This is a genomic window from Paraburkholderia dilworthii (genome assembly GCF_000472525.1).
In the GTDB taxonomy this organism is placed as follows: domain Bacteria; phylum Pseudomonadota; class Gammaproteobacteria; order Burkholderiales; family Burkholderiaceae; genus Paraburkholderia; species Paraburkholderia dilworthii.
Window position 1 is genome coordinate 646819 of record NZ_AWZT01000001.1, and the last position, 15060, is coordinate 661878.

Below are 15060 nucleotides of genomic sequence, written 5' to 3' on the forward strand. Positions count from 1 at the left end.
CGCGCAAAACCTCTGCAATGAGGCGTATTGTTCTTGCGATGCAGGCGGCGAAGATTGAGAAGGTGGCTATTCGGCTAACGCAGCTAACGCAGCTAAGGCGGTTGAGGCGGCCAAGGCGGTTAGGGCGGCCAAGGCAGTCAAGGCAGCTGAGCAGCTAAGGCAGTCAACGCGGCCAATCCGAGCAAGATCAGCAAGCTGGCCAACGCGGGTCGCCGCGGTGAAGTCGGCATCCGCAGCAGCAACGAGGCATCCGCAGCATGAACATCTAACTGAAACGAAGCAGCATCACGAAGCACTTTCGGGAGCGGTGAAATGCAGCTAGGCATGATTGGATTGGGACGCATGGGCGCCGACATGGTGCGGCGCCTGACAAAGGGCGGTCAGCAATGCATCGCCTACGACGTACAGCCCGCCGCAGTCGAGCGGCTTGCGCAGGAAGGCGTGCTCGGCGCGTCGTCGCTCGAAGACCTCGTGGCGAAGCTCGACAAGCCGCGTGCGGTATGGCTGATGGTGCCCGCCGCGGTGGTCGACGGCACGCTCGAAAAGCTCGTGCCGTTGCTGGAGCCGGGCGACATCGTGATCGACGGTGGCAATTCCTATTACCACGACGACATCCGCCGCGGCACCCAACTGGCTGAGCGCAAGCTGCACTACGTGGACGTCGGCACCAGCGGCGGCGTCGCGGGACGCGAGCGTGGCTACTGCCTGATGATCGGCGGCGAGGCGCAGGTGGTGCAACGGCTCGAGCCGATTTTCTCGACGCTCGCGTCAGGCTCGGCCGCGGCGCCCGCCACACCGGGGCGCACCGAGGGCAGCAGCACGGCCGAGCAGGGCTTCCTGCATTGCGGTCCGCTCGGTGCGGGGCACTTCGTCAAAATGGTTCATAACGGCATCGAGTACGGCTTGATGGCGGCCTATGCCGAAGGCCTCAACATTCTGCGTCACGCCGATGCCGGCAAGCACGCCCGCGACGCAGACGCCGAGACTTCGCCGCTGCGTCGTCCGGAGCTGTATCAGTACGATCTGAATCTGGCCGATATCGCCGAAGTATGGCGGCGCGGCAGCGTGATCGGCTCGTGGCTGCTCGATCTGATCGCCGGCTCGCTCGTCGGCGACGCCGATCTGAAGAACTACGCGGGACGCGTATCCGATTCCGGTGAAGGACGCTGGACGGTGGCGGCGGCTATCGACGAAGGCGTGCCCGCCCCGGTGCTGAGCGCCGCGCTGTTCGCGCGTTTCAGTTCGCGCGGCGAAGCGGACTTCGCGAACCGCGTGTTGTCGGCAATGCGCCATGACTTCGGCGGCCACGTCGAAAAACCGGCCGCGCCTTCGGGCAGCCAGCAGGGCTGATTGTCCGGCTCACAGCACAGCCGATCTCACGGAGCCGCACATGCAAGCCTCACAACGCACTGAAACCGCGCCGCACGACGTCGTCTTCCTGTTCGACTGCGACAACACGTTGCTCGACAACGATCACGTGCTGTCGGATTTGCGCGCCCACATGATGCGCGAGTTCGGGACCGACAACAGCACGCGCTACTGGGAAATTTTCGAGCAGTTGCGCAGCGAGCTCGGTTACGCGGATTATCTCGGCGCTTTGCAGCGTTATCGAACCGAGCATCCGCGGGACACGCGCCTTTTGCTGATGTCGTCGTTCCTGATCGACTATCCATTTGCGAACCGGCTCTATCCAGGGGCGCTCGACGCTTTGCGGCACGTCGCGAAACGCGGGCCCACGGTGATTCTCTCGGACGGCGACGTCGTGTTCCAGCCGCGCAAGGTCGCGCGTTCAGGCTTGTGGGAAGAGGTCGAGGGGCGTGTCCTGATCTACATCCACAAGGAGTTGATGCTCGACCAGGTGATGGAGTGCTATCCGGCGCGCCACTACGTGATGGTCGACGACAAATTGCGGATTCTCACCGCGATGAAGAAAGCCTGGGGCGGAAGACTGACCACGGTATTTCCGCGTCAGGGCCATTACGCGCTGGACCCGAAAGAGATACTGGGCAACCCGCCGGCGGACTTCAGCATCGAGCGAATCGGCGATCTCGCGCAACTGGATGTCGACGCGCTGCTGGCCGAAAAACCCTCGACGCTATAGGCGCGTTGACGCTTCGCTTTGTCTCCATTGCCATTGCGCGCGGCGCATGGTCCGATGCGTCGCCGCGCAAATGATCGCGCCTGTCACGAGCCTTGCGCTTTCAATCTGGCTTGTGCCTCGCCAGCGCCCATTCTGCCGGCGGCATCGAGCGCGCTAGCGCCGTTGACGTCGCGTGCATCGAGGTTCGCGCCGTGAGCTATCAATAGGTCCATGATCGTCGTGCGGTTGAACATCGCGGCTACCATCAGCGCGGTGCGTCCGTCCGGCGACGCGCCTTCAACATCCGCTCCGTGCGCGAGCAAGGTTTCCACCACGCCGTCGAAGCCCTTGAAGGCCGCGCCTGCAATAGGCGTCTGTCCGTTATTGTTGCGCAGGTCAGGGTCCGCGCCGCGTTCGGGCAGCGTGCGCACTGCATCTACATGCCCGTGATAGCTCGCGAGCATCAGAAGACTGTCGCCGTTGTCGTTGCGCAGGTTCGGCGGTACGCCTTTTTCGATCACTGCTGCCAGCATGGCGGCATCGCCGCGACGCGCGAGATCGAACACCTGCTGCGCAAGGTCGAGCAACCGCGGGTCGATGGGTTGCCCGGAAGACGGGGAAGGCTCGGCTGGATTAGTCAATGAAGTCTCCTCGCGGTGAAGCAGCGCCTCGGCGCATAAACAACCGCAGCATACACAGTTTGTACTGCGGCGCGCGCAGCGCGCCACGCTAAAGGTGACCGAAAAGCTTCACCAGCAGGCCGAACACGCCAACCAGAACGGCCACGCCTGCGCACAGCAGCACAAGCGTGAGAAGAAGAACAAGCGGCGCTTTCAGACGGTTGGATGTCGGCATGATGAATGTGTATGGTTAACGACGGGTACGACCAGCACGGCGATATATGCGGCCGCGATCCACAGCTTAAGCGTTTCGCTCGATACGCGCAGCAAGCCTGGCGTAAGACTTGCTGCGGGGCGCGCGCCGACGGGGGATTGTGAGCCGCATCAAGCTTTTCGCCGATGGCCTCGAACCATGATGCGTGCCCCCTGTCACACCGCAGACGACCGACGAGCAACCGCAAACTGGCCTCCGCAACGCACGTTTCGTGCTACGCGCGCATCTCGCCGTAAGCATGACGCTCCATCTACCAAGCTTCGCAACACCCGCCAACCTGCCTGACAGTCCTTACGAGGAGTGACGCCGTGGCTGAAGCAACTTCCCATCCAACCCCGCCGCAAACGCTAGACCCCGATACGCTGCGCAACATGGATCGCTACTGGCGCGCGTGCAACTATCTTTCGGCCGGCATGATCTATCTGCGCGACAACCCGCTGCTGCGCGAACCGCTCAAGCCGGAGCACATCAAGAATCGTCTGCTCGGACATTGGGGCTCCGATCCTGGCCAGAGCTTCCTGCTCGTGCATCTGAACCGGCTGATCAAGAAGCTCGATCTCGATGTGATCTACATTTCGGGCCCCGGTCACGGCGCGCCCGCTACGCTCGCGAATTGTTATCTGGAAGGGCATTACTCGGAAATCTATCCGGACCGTAGCGAAGACGAGGCCGGGCTGCGGCGTTTTTTCCGCCAGTTTTCGTTCCCCGGCGGCATTGGCTCTCATTGCACGCCGGAAACGCCAGGCTCCATCCATGAAGGCGGCGAACTCGGGTACAGCCTGTCGCACGGCTACGGCGCCGCGTTCGATAACCCGGATCTGATCGTCACGGTGATGATCGGCGACGGCGAGGCCGAAACCGGTCCGCTCGCCACGTCGTGGCATTCGAACAAGTTTCTTAATCCGATCCGCGACGGCGCGGTGTTGCCGGTTCTGCACCTGAACGGCTACAAGATCGCGAACCCGACCGTGCTCGCGCGAATTCCGCGCGAGGAACTCGAAGCGCTGCTGACCGGTTACGGCCACAAGCCGTATTTCGTCGAAGGCGACGATCCCGAGGTCATGCATCAGCAGATGGCGGCCACGCTCGAACAGTGTGTCGGCGAAATTCGCGCGATCCAGCAGCACGCACGCGCAAACAATGACGCGACGCGGCCTCGCTGGCCGATGATCGTGCTGCGTTCGCCCAAAGGCTGGACCGGTCCGAAGGAAGTCGACGGCCATAAGGTGGAGGGATCGTGGCGCGCGCATCAGGTGCCCATTGCCGATCCGGTGAAGAACAGCAAGAATCTGAAATTGGTCGAAGGGTGGCTGCGCAGCTACGAACCCGAGTCGTTGTTCGATGAAAGCGGGCGGCTCGTCGAGGAATTGCGCGAACTTGCGCCGAAGGGCGCGCGCCGCATTAGCGCAAATCCGCATGCGAACGGTGGCGTGCTGTGCAAGATGCTCGACATGCCCGCGTTTCGCAACTACGCGGTCGAAGTCGCGAAGCCTGCGTCCGCGTACACGTCGCCTACTCAAATACTCGGCGAGTTTCTGCGCGATGTGATGCGCAACAACATGACCAACTTCCGCGTGTTCGGCCCCGACGAAACCGCGAGCAACAAACTGACGGCCGTGTACGAAGCATCGGGCAAGACATGGCTCGCAGAGGGCGAGCCCGGCGACGCGGACGGCGGCGCGCTGTCAGCCGATGGCCGCGTGATGGAAATGTTGAGCGAACACACGCTCGAAGGCTGGTTCGAAGGTTATGTATTGACGGGGCGGCACGGCCTTTTCGCAACCTATGAAGCCTTCGTGCATGTCATCGATTCGATGTTCAACCAGCACGCGAAGTGGCTGGAAAAAGCGAAGCGCGAACTGGGCTGGCGCCAGCCGGTGCCGTCGATCAATCTGCTGATCACGTCTCTCGTGTGGCGCCAGGATCACAATGGCTTCACACATCAGGACCCCGGTTTTCTCGACATCGTGACCAACAAAAGCCCTGACGTGGTGCGCATTTATCTGCCCCCCGACGCGAATTGTCTGTTGAGCGTGGCCGATCACTGCCTGCGTTCGCGCGATTATGTGAACGTGATTGTCGCCGACAAGCAGCCACATTTGCAGTATCTCGACATGGATGCAGCCGTCACGCATTGCACGAAGGGCATCGGCATCTGGGACTGGGCGTCGACCGATCAGGGCGCCGAGCCGGACGTGGTGATCGCCTGCGCGGGCGACATCGCGACGATGGAGGCGCTCGCCGCCGTGCAGATTCTCAACGAACATTTCCCGGATCTGAAGATCCGCTTCGTGAATGTAGTCGACCTGTTCCGGCTGATGCCCGAGCATGCGCATCCGCATGGCCTGTCGAGCCGCGATTTCGATTCGCTGTTCACCACCAGCAAGCCGGTGATTTTCAACTTCCATTCGTATGCGTCGCTCGTTCACAAGCTGACCTATAACCGGACCAATCACGACAATCTGCATGTGCACGGCTATCACGAGAAAGGCAACATCAATACGCCGCTCGAACTCGCGATCATCAATCAGGTGGACCGCTTCTCGCTGGCTATCGACGTGATCGACCGTGTGCCGAAGCTGCGCGGTGTCGGCGACCACGCAAAGGAATGGTTGCGCGGGCAGGTCATCGAGCATCTGGCTTACGCGCATGCCGAAGGCATCGACAAGGAAGAAATCCGCAACTGGACGTGGCAAAGCTGAGCGAGGCTCGTCATGAATACTCACGACGGCGCTTCGCCGCAAACCATCCTCGTGCTGAACAGCGGATCGTCGTCGCTGAAGTTCGGGCTGTTCGAGCATTCCGGCGACGACGAGTCGCTGCTGCTCGAGGGCAGCGCGCAAGGCATTGGGCGCGGCGACGGCAGCTTGCGGATCGCGGCGCCGGACGGCCGCGTGCTCGTCCAGCAGGAGCATGTGCTGGAGTCTCAGACCGATGCGTTGCAGAAGCTTTCTGCCGTGCTTGCCCAGCAGCATCATGCGCAGCCAGCAGCGGTCGGGCACCGCGTGGTGCACGGCGGACCGCATTTGCGCACGCATCAGCGGCTGACGCCGGAGATTCGCCGCCGCTTGCAGGATGCCGTGCATTTCGCGCCCCTGCATATTCCGCCGGCGCTCGCTCTGATCGATGAGGCACAGAAGATTTTTGGCGGCGCGCAGCACTTTGCCTGCTTCGACACTGCGTTTCATGCGACGCTGCCGCCGCGCGCCGCGCAACTTGCGTTGCCACGGCGCTATGCGGACGCCGGCGTGATTCGCTATGGATTTCACGGGCTTTCCTACGAATCGCTCGTCGCGCAGCTTGGCGCAGAGTTGCCGGCGCGCGCGGTGTTCGCTCATCTCGGCAACGGTTCGAGCGTGTGCGCATTGCGCGACCGCCAGTCGGTCGATACGTCGATGGGCATGACGCCGACGGGCGGCGTGCCAATGGGAACGCGTTGCGGCGACCTCGACCCAGGCGTGCTGTTATATCTGATGCGAGTGGAAAAGCTCGACGCAAACGCGCTGGAAACGCTTCTGAACCGGCATAGCGGCCTCGCTGGTTACGCGGATGGCGAGAGCGACATGCAGGCGCTCGAACAACGCGCGGCGGCGGGCGACACGCACGCGTCGCTCGCACTCGACGCGTTCGCCACCGCGGTGCGTAAAACCATCGGCGGATATGCAGCTTTGCTGGGCGGCATCGATCTGCTGGTGTTCACTGGCGGTATTGGCGAGCACAGCGCGGAGATTCGCAAGCGCGTTTGCGAAGGACTGTCGTTTCTGGGTCTTCACGAAGGCGACGCGTCGGGCAAGGTGAGGGCGCTTCATACCGAAGAGGAGAAGCAGATCGCGAGGCATTGCCGCGCGTTGCTACATGCGGATCGGGCCTGATTGTGCGGGACGTGCCGGACTTGCTGCCTCGTACTGCCTTGCGCTTAGCGCTCAGGATGGCTTCACGACCAGCCTGTCGCGTACGCCTGCCACGCCGAATAGACGCATGACGTCTTCGAGCGCCGCGATTCTTTGCGCATCGCGTTCGAGTTCGCCCGCGAGCAGAATGTGACCGTCATGCACTTCGAGCGTGATCGCACGTTCTGGAACCGCGGCGTCCCATGCGAGCCGCCGCATCGCCTCAGCGGCGATTTGCGCGTCGCTCAGACGCGAGCCGTCCGCGTCGTCGAAGGCAGCGGCGTTCAGCTTGGCGAAGCGCGAATGAGCCATGAGTTGTCGAGAGCAAGACGCGGATGGCACAACACTAGCAGATGCCGCGTCGTCCTGGCGGACTACTGAATCGCGCCTCCACCGCGTGCGCCGTCGCGGCCGGCAACGCACGCCGCTCGATCAATGCCTAAGCGGACGCGCAAGCGGCGGATGCGCAAACGGGCCGCATTCCCAGCGCAGGGCCACGTGCAGGCTTCGCCGCGGCGATTCATGCGCCGCGCCTGCTCGGGCCGTTTATCATAGTGGCCTTCACCAGAAAAGTGCCGCCTCGCTGAGCGATGGTAAGGCGTGTCATCCACGACCACACCGGCACATGCCGCTACATCACATGAATTCGACTCCCGACGCTCCCTCCCGTCCGTCCATCCGCGCATTGACCCTGCTCGAGGGGCGCGTGCTTGGCGTGCTCGTCGAAAAACAGCATACCGTGCCCGACAGTTATCCGCTTTCGCTCAACGCGCTGACCTTGGGCTGCAACCAGAAGACCGGCCGTTCGCCGGTGATGAATGCGACCGAAGCGGAAGTGCTGACCGCGCTCGATGGCCTGAAACGGTTGAGCCTCGTGATGGAAGGCAGCAGTAGCCGCGTGCCGCGTTTCGAGCACAACATGAATCGCGTGCTGGGTCTGCCGAGCCAATCCGCTGCGTTGGTGACCACCCTGTTGCTGCGCGGGCCGCAAACCGCAGCCGAGTTGCGCCTGAACAGCGCGCGCCTGCATGGCTTTGCCGATATCTCGTCGGTCGAGGCATTTCTCGATGAACTCGCCGCGAACGATCCACCGCGTGTCGTCAAGCTGCCTCGCACGCCCGGCGAGCGCGAGCATCGCTGGATGCATCTGCTGTGCGGCGAAGTGAGCTTGAGCGAGTTTGCGCAATCGGGCGGCGGCGACGACGAAGCGGTGCCGCTGTCCACGTTCGAGGCTGTGAAGGCCGAGCAAAAAAGGCTCGCCGATGAAGTTGGCCGGCTTCGGGCAGTAGTGCAGCGCATGGCCGCTGAACTGGGCATCGACGCTAGTGATCTCGATGCCTGAAGCGGCCCCTCAGGCGTCGTTGCCGCGGTGCGGGTCGGTGGATAAAGCTCGCTGCGTGCGGTAAAAGTTGCGCGGCGGCACATTGGGCGAGTCTTGCGCGAGCCGGTCTAGCTCGTCGCGAATCGCGGTCAGATAGTGGCCGTCGCGTGCGTCTGGATCGCCCGCGAAAATCGATTCGAGCCGCCGCCGCATTGCGCCATAACGCGCGCCTGCCGCACGGTGTTTTTCCGCTCGCTCGGCATAACGCAGATACGTTTGCAACGCCGACGAAACCGCAGCCACCACACTCACGAAGCCGATCAGAATCCTGATTTCCAGCGAGACCGCGTTCGAGTTCAGTGATGCAAACACGGCCGTGCCGACGAACGCGGCCAATACGGTGACGAGCCAGCCGACCTGGCGGTCCCGCGCGGACAGCAGATCGGCCATGTCGTAATGACTCATTTGCGACTCGCGCGCGCGCCGGATCCATTTCAGCAGTAGCTGCTGCTCGTCGACTGGCGGCTCATAGGCTGGCAGATTCTTCATGGGGCTCGTCAGGGCAGTGGCGTGCCGCGCGCCGCGCGCGTGCACTGACGCTACTGTGCCACATGAAAGCGTGGCCTGGCGCGCTGCGTTTCATGCCGCCACGGCTGTCGGGCGGGCTACGCCAAACCGTTCGCTGTGCGCGTTGCCGTTCAGATAGAAGTCGCCAATGGCGGCCTCGCGAATGATGGCCGGGTTGTGCGACGCGAGCACTCGCGCATTGCGCCAGTAGCGGTCGAAGCGCCGCGTTTCGCTGGTCGCGGACGCACCGCCCACTTCGAACAACAGCGTGGCAGCATGCAAGGTTTGCTCGATTGCGATCTGCTGCGCCTGGAAGGCCTGAATGTCGAGCCGGATATAGGTCTCTTCGGTTGTGCGGGCTTCCTGTCGCGCGACGCATACTTCGTCGATGGCCCTCGCGAGCGACGCGCTAATGCTCTGCGTCGAATAAGCGAGACTCGCAAGCCGCCCGACCACGCGATGCACGAGCGGATTGTCGCGCGGACTCGATTCGCCTGGGATACCGAAGGTTCTCGTCTTAGCCTGCGTGAAGGCCACGGCATCGCGCAGTGCTGCACGGCTGATGCCGGCCAGGTTCGCGACGTGCAGCGCCTGGTAGTACGAGGAGAGAAATGGCCGGAGTGCGTACATGCAACGCAGGCGGTACGACCCGCACAGTGTGCGGCTGCTGCACACGCCTAACACGCCTGCCACGCCTCGCACGCCCATAAGCGCCGGGCGCATGCTCGTGATATCTGCTTCTCCGGCCTGCCGCGAAGACCGCCATCAGCGCACGCCGGTTCGCCCGCGCTCGCAGCCGGCACGCGCAGATGAACAACGCCGGCCGCTACGACCGGTCGCGATTGCGCGCTCGCGTTGCGCCGGTGATCACGGCGATGCCCAACAGAATCACGGCCACGATCGCAATGATGTGCTGCGCGACATGCAGCGCCATCAATCCCCACGCGACGCCGCCGATAAAAATGATCCATCCGACCAGGTAGATAAGCAGGGTCATCGTTTTTCTCCTTGTGGTTTCGGCTGATGGCGCCGGTTGCCTGCCGTGCAAAATTTACCGTGCGCCCCGCTGGACCGCGTGCATTGCCTCGATCGGCGGCCGCCTGTGCGTGACGCCACTGCCGCGAAGCAATCAACGGGTCTATTTCCAAGCACGTTGCGCGCCCGCGTCGACACACTGGCCGCCGATGACCGGAACGCGGTTTGCTTCGCCCTGCTATGGCCGCATATCCAGGAAGCGTAATGCGATGAACTATGGTCACGACTAAGCGAACCACCCGACGCACGCCCCCCGGACAGGACAAGAGCGCAGCCGGGCCCGAGGTCGATCCCGACCAGCAGCCCGCGACCCTCGACGATTGCCGCCGCTGCCCGCTTTGGGCCAACGCGACGCAAGGCGTGCCCGGCGCCGGTCCGCGTCGCGCGCCGATCATGATGGTTGGCGAACAGCCAGGCGATAAGGAGGATCTGCAAGGCTTGCCCTTTGTCGGACCGGCTGGAGCATTGCTCGACGATGCGCTCGTCGAGGCCGGCGTCGGCAGGAAGGAAGTGTATGTGACGAATGCGGTCAAGCATTTCAAGTGGACGCCGCGCGGCAAGCGTCGCATGCATAAAACACCGGCGCAACGCGAGGTGGACGCATGCCGCTATTGGCTCGATCAGGAACTGCAGAGCGTCGGCGCTCACGTGATCGTCGCGTTGGGGGCGACCGCGCTGAAGGCGGTGCTCGAAGATCCGAAATCGCGCTTGCAGGATGCAATAGGCAAGGTCATCGAACATGGCGACCGTCTGGTGGTCGCGACGTATCACCCGTCGTTTGCATTGCGCGCGCCCGATCCTGAGACGCGCCATCGCGCGTATGCGGCGATTGTCGCCGCTTTGCAGGACGCGAAAAAACTCGCGCAGCGGGGCAAGTAGACGCGCGTGGGGAATTACGGGGGTAGCCCTCATGTCATGTCGCTAACGCGCCGCCTTAATGCGGCTCTCCAAGCGGCCCTTCATGCCGCCTTCATGCCGCCGTCCTGGTGCGCGTGCAGCCCCAATCGCTGCATCAACCTCTGCGCGTCGAAAGGCGCGTTGGTCTTTGCGTCGTTGTCGAAATAACAGTAGACGTCGCGCGTTTGCGCGCGAGGCGGCTGCAAATCCGGTGCAGCGAGCCGCGCATCGACGGGCTGGGAGCCGCGACTCCACGACTTGATTCTGCGCGCCCACCGTTCGAGTGATGCATCCGAATACTCGCCCGAATACCTGGTTTCCGTGCCATGCAGTCGCATATACACGAAGCCCGCGCTCAGGTCTTCGAACTGAGGCCACGCTTCGGTCGAATCGGAAACCACGAGCGCAGCCTTGTAACGGCGAAGCAGCTTCACGAACGCCGGATCGACGAAGCTCTCGTGGCGCACTTCGACTGCATGACGCAATTTGCGCTTGCGGTCGATCTCCAGATACGGCGTCTTGACCCGCTGATCGTGCTGCTGCGCGAGCGCAAGCGCCGCTTCGGTGTCTCGCGGCAGCAGGCTCAGGAAACGCTCCATGTGCTGCGGATCGAACCGCAGCGATGGCGGAAATTGCCACAGTATCGGCCCTAGCTTGTCCTTCAACGCGAGCAGTCCTTGTGCGAAAAAATTCGCACAGGCGACGGTAGCCGTTTCGTCGCGAAAGCGCAGAAGGTGAGTGAGATAGCGCGCGCCTTTCACGCTAAAGACAAACCCCGGCGGCGTTTCCTCGTACCAGTGCTGCCAGCTGTCGAGCGATTGCAGGCTGTAATGCGTGCCGTTGATTTCTATTGTTTGCATCAGGCCCGAAGCGTATTGCAATTCGGTTGCCTGCTTCAGTCCCTTGGGATAGAACGTGCCGCGCCATCCGTTGTAGCGCCAGCCGGAAATGCCAATGTGAATCTGGCCTGTTGTGCTTTTCACGTCGATGCTCGAATGGGTCAGGGTCAATTGCCGGCGAGCAATACCCGTGCCATTGCGCGGCACAGCCGTTGCTGCATTCACGTATCCGACGCGACGGATCGCACGAAACGCTGTATCTGGCATCTCGCGAACACATGGAGGCATGCATGGCAGGCACGGATTTCCGCAGCACGGACGTCGACACCCAACGCGACGGCACCCTGCGCGTGACGCATCGCGGCGTGGACATCGTCGTCAGTGCGAAGCAGAACGACCGGGGCGCATGGGTCGCGCAAATCGCGGCGTCCGTGAACGACAAGCCGTTTGCGTTGCCCGACGTCGAACCGGTTACGCCGGAATGGACGACGCGCGCCGAGGCCTTGCGCGACGGTGTAGAGCGCGGCTGCTACCTTGTCGAGAGAAGTAACGCCGGCCACGGCCTCGAAGATTCCGCGCACGGATCGGGAGAAAGTTGATGAAGCGCCTCACCAGTCTCGTTTGCCGCGCGATGATATCGGGCACCGCGGCGGGCAGCGCCGCCGCCGTCACCGCCGCCGCGCGGGCGCGCAACGACGGCAGCACGCCATACGCGCCGCTCAACGCCGTTACTCATTGCTTATGGCCGCGCCGCGCGTTCACGGAAACCGGTCTGAGCGCACGCTACACACTGACGGGTCTCGCGATCCATCAGGCGTCGGCGATTTTCTGGGGCGTGCTGTTCGAAGGACTACTCGATCGCTGGCAATGCCACGCAAAACGCCGCCCTAGCGTTGCGGAAGTCGCGGCCAGCGCGGCGACGACGGCGGCCGTCGCCTACACCGTCGACTATCACGCGGTGCCGAGCCGCCTCACACCCGGGTTCGAAGCGCATCTGTCGAAACGCTCGATGTTTTACGTCTATGCCGCGCTTGGAGCGGGCTTTGCGGCGGCCGCGCTGTGCCGCGGAACAGGCGACGAATGAGCTGAAAGCCGCTGAGCCGCGCAGCGCCGCATCACCTCACGCCGCTTCCGCCTTGCGTGCGTCCGCCGCGCGTTCGACGAGAATCACGAACGGCTCGCCCTCGTGTATTTCGAAGCGCCGGATCTGCATGACCTGCTCGGCCGAAAGTATTTTGCCCTTCGTCATGAGCAGCGTGCCGCGCGACGTGCGCAGATCGTCGGCCAGTTTCATTCCCTCTTTCAGATGCGAGGCATCCACGCGGTCGGGCACACCTTCCGGCGTCAACTCGGCATGCCTGGTCAGCAACTCGATGTACTTTTCCGCGATCGCCGGATCGTAGCGAATACCCGTTTGCGCGCGTACTGTGGAAATGATCTGCGCGTCGTTCATCTTTTGCGGCGCGATCACGCCGATGCGCAGGTCTTCGGCATCGCGCGCCAACGCGAGCACGCGAGCGCCCAACGGAATCAATCCACCGATGAGACCATCCGGTGTGCCGCGTCCATCGTAACGCTCGTACTGGTGACGGATCATAGTCTGCACCGCGCTCAATTGCGATACGGGCGTGAGCGCCATCTGCCCATGCAGAGGATGAAGCTGATAGAGCTTCGCTTCCTGCGGCTGGAGCTTTGCGACCGGCGTTTTCAGCAGCGCATCGGGCAGAAAGAGTTTGCCGATGCCATGCAGCAAGCCCGCCATCAGAAGTTCGTTGCAGGCGTAATCGCTCAGGCCGAGCGCGGCGCCCAGTTGTCTCGCCGTTTCCCCGATTCGCGCGGAATGGCCGGGCAGCCCGCAGCGCATTTCGACCATGTTCGCGCAGACCTTCACCATCGTCAGGAAATTGCTTTTCAGGTCCTGCTGCGCGCCTTCGAGAAACATCACCGTCTGGCGGATCTCTTCGGTGCGCGCATGAACCTCGCGCTCCAGTTCCATGTTGAAGCACGACAGTTTTTCGTTCTGCTCCTGCAACAGCGTGGTGAGCCGCTCGGCCTTGCGTTGCAGGCCGAGCTGCTCGAGCGCCCGCTGGACCGTGAGCAGCAGGTCCTGGTCGTCCCACGGCTTGTGCAGATAGTGATAGACGTGGCCTTCGTTGACCGCGCGCACGACCGCATCGACCTCGCAATAGCCGGTAAGCAGAATGCGGATCGTGTCCGGTGCAAGGATCCGCGAGCGCGACAGGAACTCCGCGCCGTCCATGTTCGGCATGCGCATGTCGGAAATGATCACGTCGACGTGCGCGGCTTCGAGCAGGGCAAGCGCCTCGGCGCCGCTGTTCGCGCTGAGCACCTCGTATTTCAACGGGCGCAGCAGGCGTTTGAGCGACGAAATCACGCCAGGCTCGTCGTCCACGAGTAACAGTGTGGGAACGGGGGGCGCGGCTGCATCGAAGGATGCAAGCGGTGCGTCGGCGGGGCTCGTCGAATTGCCGGTTGCCTGAAGTTCAGACATGGTTACCTCATGGATTATGTTGGTGTCACAGCGCGCATTGCATCATTAGCCTGGGCCCTACAGCGCTTCGAGAAAGTGGTCGAGCGCTTGTTTCATTCCGCGGATGGCCGCATCGGGCAACAACAGCACCATGCGCGCGCCGAAGCCGCCTTCTTCCAGCGTGAAGTGGATCTCGAGCAATAGCGCGACATCCCACCGGCCGCCAGGCAGCAATCCGTCCTGTTTGTTCCCCGCAGGCGGCAACAGCGTTGGCTGCGAGAAGCAGATATGCTGCCCCAACTGCTCGAACACGCTTTGCACGCATGCGCCGACCAGCAGATTCGTGATGTCGCACAGCACCTCCACTTCGGTGTCGGGTTCGCCGACGTCATGCCCCATCAGTTGTTGCAGTTCGCGCTGGCCGTCCTTGCCGACCAGCACGATTGCCTCGCCGGATATGTCGGACTGGAACGCCTGGCGCACGGGCGGCAATTCGCCGTCGCCCTGCGCGCCCAACGCGACCCGCAACTGCTCGACACCGACGAGCCGGATATCCGGCACGGACAGCGTGACGAATGCGCCGAGCAGTGTTGCCAGCGCCGCGGCGGCCTTGCCCATGCCGACATTGCAGATTTCCTGCAACGCGTCGCGCTGGTCTTCGTTCAGAGACTGTTCATTCATGGAGACCGTACTCCGCGAGAATCGGCTGGATCGCTTCGGGCGATACGGGCTTAGAAATAAAACCGATCGCACCGAGCGCCTTCGCACGTTCGACAGCGCCGGACTGCACGTCCGCCGATACGACGATCACGAATGTGTCGAGTCCTTCGTGCTGGATCGCCTCCAGCACTTCAAAGCCGTTCATTACCGGCATGGTGAGATCGAGAAACATCACCGCGGCCTTGCCGGCGCGATAGAGATCGAGCGCGGCCGCTCCATCGGAGGCCTGAGTAATCTCGATGTCCCAGCCCTCGGGCAGCGAGCGGATCAATAGTTTTCGGGCGAGTGTCGAATCGTCGACAACAAGTACGGGCAATGGCATAGGT

Annotated in this window: 17 protein-coding genes and 1 pseudogene; 8 read left to right on the forward strand and 10 right to left on the reverse strand. The window is 62.8% G+C overall.

The window, feature by feature from the left end; translation table 11 throughout:
• The first annotated feature begins 312 nt into the window (after window positions 1–312).
• Together gnd and F759_RS0103290 are read left to right on the forward strand one after the other, a co-directional pair.
• Window positions 313–1350, forward strand: a complete 1038-nt coding sequence (gene gnd, locus F759_RS0103285) for a phosphogluconate dehydrogenase (NAD(+)-dependent, decarboxylating) (RefSeq protein ID WP_027798589.1) — start codon at window positions 313–315, stop codon at window positions 1348–1350.
• 40 nt (window positions 1351–1390) lie between these two features.
• Window positions 1391–2101: an HAD family hydrolase gene (locus F759_RS0103290; protein ID WP_027798590.1), complete on the forward strand. Its 711-nt coding sequence runs from the start codon at window positions 1391–1393 to the stop codon at window positions 2099–2101.
• 83 nt (window positions 2102–2184) lie between these two features.
• Here the strand turns inward: F759_RS0103290 and F759_RS0103295 are convergent, their stop codons facing one another.
• Complete coding sequence (locus tag F759_RS0103295) at window positions 2185–2721, reverse strand: ankyrin repeat domain-containing protein (protein WP_027798591.1); 537 nt, start codon at window positions 2719–2721, stop codon at window positions 2185–2187.
• 88 nt (window positions 2722–2809) lie between these two features.
• Window positions 2810–2935 (reverse strand): hypothetical protein, encoded by a 126-nt coding sequence (locus F759_RS44795; RefSeq protein ID WP_013341163.1) that lies wholly within the window; start codon window positions 2933–2935, stop codon window positions 2810–2812.
• Window positions 2936–3282: 347 nt separating this feature from the next.
• Between F759_RS44795 and F759_RS0103305 the strand changes: the two genes are divergently transcribed.
• Both F759_RS0103305 and F759_RS0103310 read left to right on the forward strand, forming a co-directional pair.
• A complete protein-coding gene (locus F759_RS0103305; protein WP_027798592.1) occupies window positions 3283–5676 on the forward strand; it encodes a phosphoketolase family protein in 2394 nt (797 codons plus the stop codon).
• Between the two features lie 12 nt (window positions 5677–5688).
• Window positions 5689–6846, forward strand: coding sequence for an acetate/propionate family kinase (locus F759_RS0103310; RefSeq protein WP_027798593.1), 1158 nt, complete (start codon window positions 5689–5691; stop codon window positions 6844–6846).
• Window positions 6847–6897: 51 nt separating this feature from the next.
• Here F759_RS0103310 and F759_RS0103315 read toward each other — a convergent pair whose 3' ends face one another.
• A complete protein-coding gene (locus F759_RS0103315) occupies window positions 6898–7176 on the reverse strand; it encodes a BON domain-containing protein (RefSeq protein WP_027798594.1) in 279 nt (92 codons plus the stop codon).
• 328 nt (window positions 7177–7504) lie between these two features.
• On the opposite strand from F759_RS0103315, the gene F759_RS0103325 reads away from it, so the two are divergent.
• The gene (locus F759_RS0103325) at window positions 7505–8206 is read left to right on the forward strand and encodes a YceH family protein (protein WP_027798595.1); all 702 of its coding nucleotides are present in this window, start codon (window positions 7505–7507) and stop codon (window positions 8204–8206) included.
• Between the two features lie 9 nt (window positions 8207–8215).
• Here the strand turns inward: F759_RS0103325 and F759_RS0103330 are convergent, their stop codons facing one another.
• The 3 genes and pseudogenes from F759_RS0103330 to F759_RS43195 all read right to left on the reverse strand — a co-directional run bounded on the left by F759_RS0103330 (window position 8216) and on the right by F759_RS43195 (window position 9749).
• Window positions 8216–8734, reverse strand: a complete 519-nt coding sequence (locus F759_RS0103330; protein ID WP_027798596.1) for an SLATT domain-containing protein — start codon at window positions 8732–8734, stop codon at window positions 8216–8218.
• A 90-nt stretch (window positions 8735–8824) separates the two neighbouring features.
• A pseudogene (locus tag F759_RS37205) lies at window positions 8825–9361 on the reverse strand (acyl-CoA dehydrogenase family protein); the annotation flags it as partial.
• 217 nt (window positions 9362–9578) lie between these two features.
• On the reverse strand, window positions 9579–9749 hold the full coding sequence (locus F759_RS43195) for a hypothetical protein (protein ID WP_167334001.1): 171 nt from the start codon (window positions 9747–9749) through the stop codon (window positions 9579–9581).
• Between the two features lie 254 nt (window positions 9750–10003).
• Between F759_RS43195 and F759_RS0103345 the strand changes: the two genes are divergently transcribed.
• Window positions 10004–10666: a UdgX family uracil-DNA binding protein gene (locus F759_RS0103345; protein WP_027798597.1), complete on the forward strand. Its 663-nt coding sequence runs from the start codon at window positions 10004–10006 to the stop codon at window positions 10664–10666.
• Window positions 10667–10746: 80 nt separating this feature from the next.
• Here F759_RS0103345 and F759_RS0103350 read toward each other — a convergent pair whose 3' ends face one another.
• Window positions 10747–11667, reverse strand: a complete 921-nt coding sequence (locus F759_RS0103350; protein ID WP_027798598.1) for a DUF72 domain-containing protein — start codon at window positions 11665–11667, stop codon at window positions 10747–10749.
• 146 nt (window positions 11668–11813) lie between these two features.
• Between F759_RS0103350 and F759_RS0103355 the strand changes: the two genes are divergently transcribed.
• On the forward strand, window positions 11814–12122 hold the full coding sequence (locus F759_RS0103355) for a DUF6566 family protein (protein ID WP_027798599.1): 309 nt from the start codon (window positions 11814–11816) through the stop codon (window positions 12120–12122).
• Window positions 12122–12607 (forward strand): hypothetical protein, encoded by a 486-nt coding sequence (locus tag F759_RS0103360; protein ID WP_027798600.1) that lies wholly within the window; start codon window positions 12122–12124, stop codon window positions 12605–12607. Before F759_RS0103355 ends, F759_RS0103360 begins: the two co-directional genes overlap by 1 nt.
• 36 nt (window positions 12608–12643) lie before the next feature.
• Here F759_RS0103360 and F759_RS0103365 read toward each other — a convergent pair whose 3' ends face one another.
• From F759_RS0103365 to F759_RS0103375, 3 genes are read right to left on the reverse strand one after another with little or no spacing between them, the layout of a single operon-like run.
• Window positions 12644–14035 (reverse strand): HD domain-containing phosphohydrolase, encoded by a 1392-nt coding sequence (locus F759_RS0103365; RefSeq protein ID WP_027798601.1) that lies wholly within the window; start codon window positions 14033–14035, stop codon window positions 12644–12646.
• A gap of 57 nt (window positions 14036–14092) precedes the next feature.
• Window positions 14093–14695 (reverse strand): chemotaxis protein CheC, encoded by a 603-nt coding sequence (locus F759_RS0103370; RefSeq protein WP_027798602.1) that lies wholly within the window; start codon window positions 14693–14695, stop codon window positions 14093–14095.
• Complete coding sequence (locus tag F759_RS0103375) at window positions 14688–15056, reverse strand: response regulator (RefSeq protein ID WP_027798603.1); 369 nt, start codon at window positions 15054–15056, stop codon at window positions 14688–14690. The genes F759_RS0103370 and F759_RS0103375 overlap by 8 nt, the downstream gene beginning before the upstream one ends.
• Between the last annotated feature and the right edge of the window lie 4 nt (window positions 15057–15060).

Excerpts from the sequence above, each read along its gene's own strand:
- F759_RS0103355 (WP_027798599.1), top strand. The coding sequence starts at position 11,814 with ATGGCAGGCACGGATTTCCGCAGCACGGACGTCGACACCCAACGCGAC.
- F759_RS0103325 (WP_027798595.1), top strand. The coding sequence starts at position 7,505 with ATGAATTCGACTCCCGACGCTCCCTCCCGTCCGTCCATCCGCGCATTG.
- F759_RS0103375 (WP_027798603.1), bottom strand. The coding sequence starts at position 15,056 with ATGCCATTGCCCGTACTTGTTGTCGACGATTCGACACTCGCCCGAAAA.
- F759_RS0103370 (WP_027798602.1), bottom strand. The coding sequence starts at position 14,695 with ATGAATGAACAGTCTCTGAACGAAGACCAGCGCGACGCGTTGCAGGAA.
- F759_RS44795 (WP_013341163.1), bottom strand. The coding sequence starts at position 2,935 with ATGCCGACATCCAACCGTCTGAAAGCGCCGCTTGTTCTTCTTCTCACG.
- gnd (WP_027798589.1), top strand. The coding sequence starts at position 313 with ATGCAGCTAGGCATGATTGGATTGGGACGCATGGGCGCCGACATGGTG.
- F759_RS0103345 (WP_027798597.1), top strand. The coding sequence starts at position 10,004 with ATGGTCACGACTAAGCGAACCACCCGACGCACGCCCCCCGGACAGGAC.
- F759_RS0103290 (WP_027798590.1), top strand. The coding sequence starts at position 1,391 with ATGCAAGCCTCACAACGCACTGAAACCGCGCCGCACGACGTCGTCTTC.
- F759_RS0103365 (WP_027798601.1), bottom strand. The coding sequence starts at position 14,035 with ATGTCTGAACTTCAGGCAACCGGCAATTCGACGAGCCCCGCCGACGCA.
- F759_RS0103310 (WP_027798593.1), top strand. The coding sequence starts at position 5,689 with ATGAATACTCACGACGGCGCTTCGCCGCAAACCATCCTCGTGCTGAAC.
- F759_RS0103360 (WP_027798600.1), top strand. The coding sequence starts at position 12,122 with ATGAAGCGCCTCACCAGTCTCGTTTGCCGCGCGATGATATCGGGCACC.
- F759_RS0103315 (WP_027798594.1), bottom strand. The coding sequence starts at position 7,176 with ATGGCTCATTCGCGCTTCGCCAAGCTGAACGCCGCTGCCTTCGACGAC.
- F759_RS0103330 (WP_027798596.1), bottom strand. The coding sequence starts at position 8,734 with ATGAAGAATCTGCCAGCCTATGAGCCGCCAGTCGACGAGCAGCAGCTA.
- F759_RS43195 (WP_167334001.1), bottom strand. The coding sequence starts at position 9,749 with ATGACCCTGCTTATCTACCTGGTCGGATGGATCATTTTTATCGGCGGC.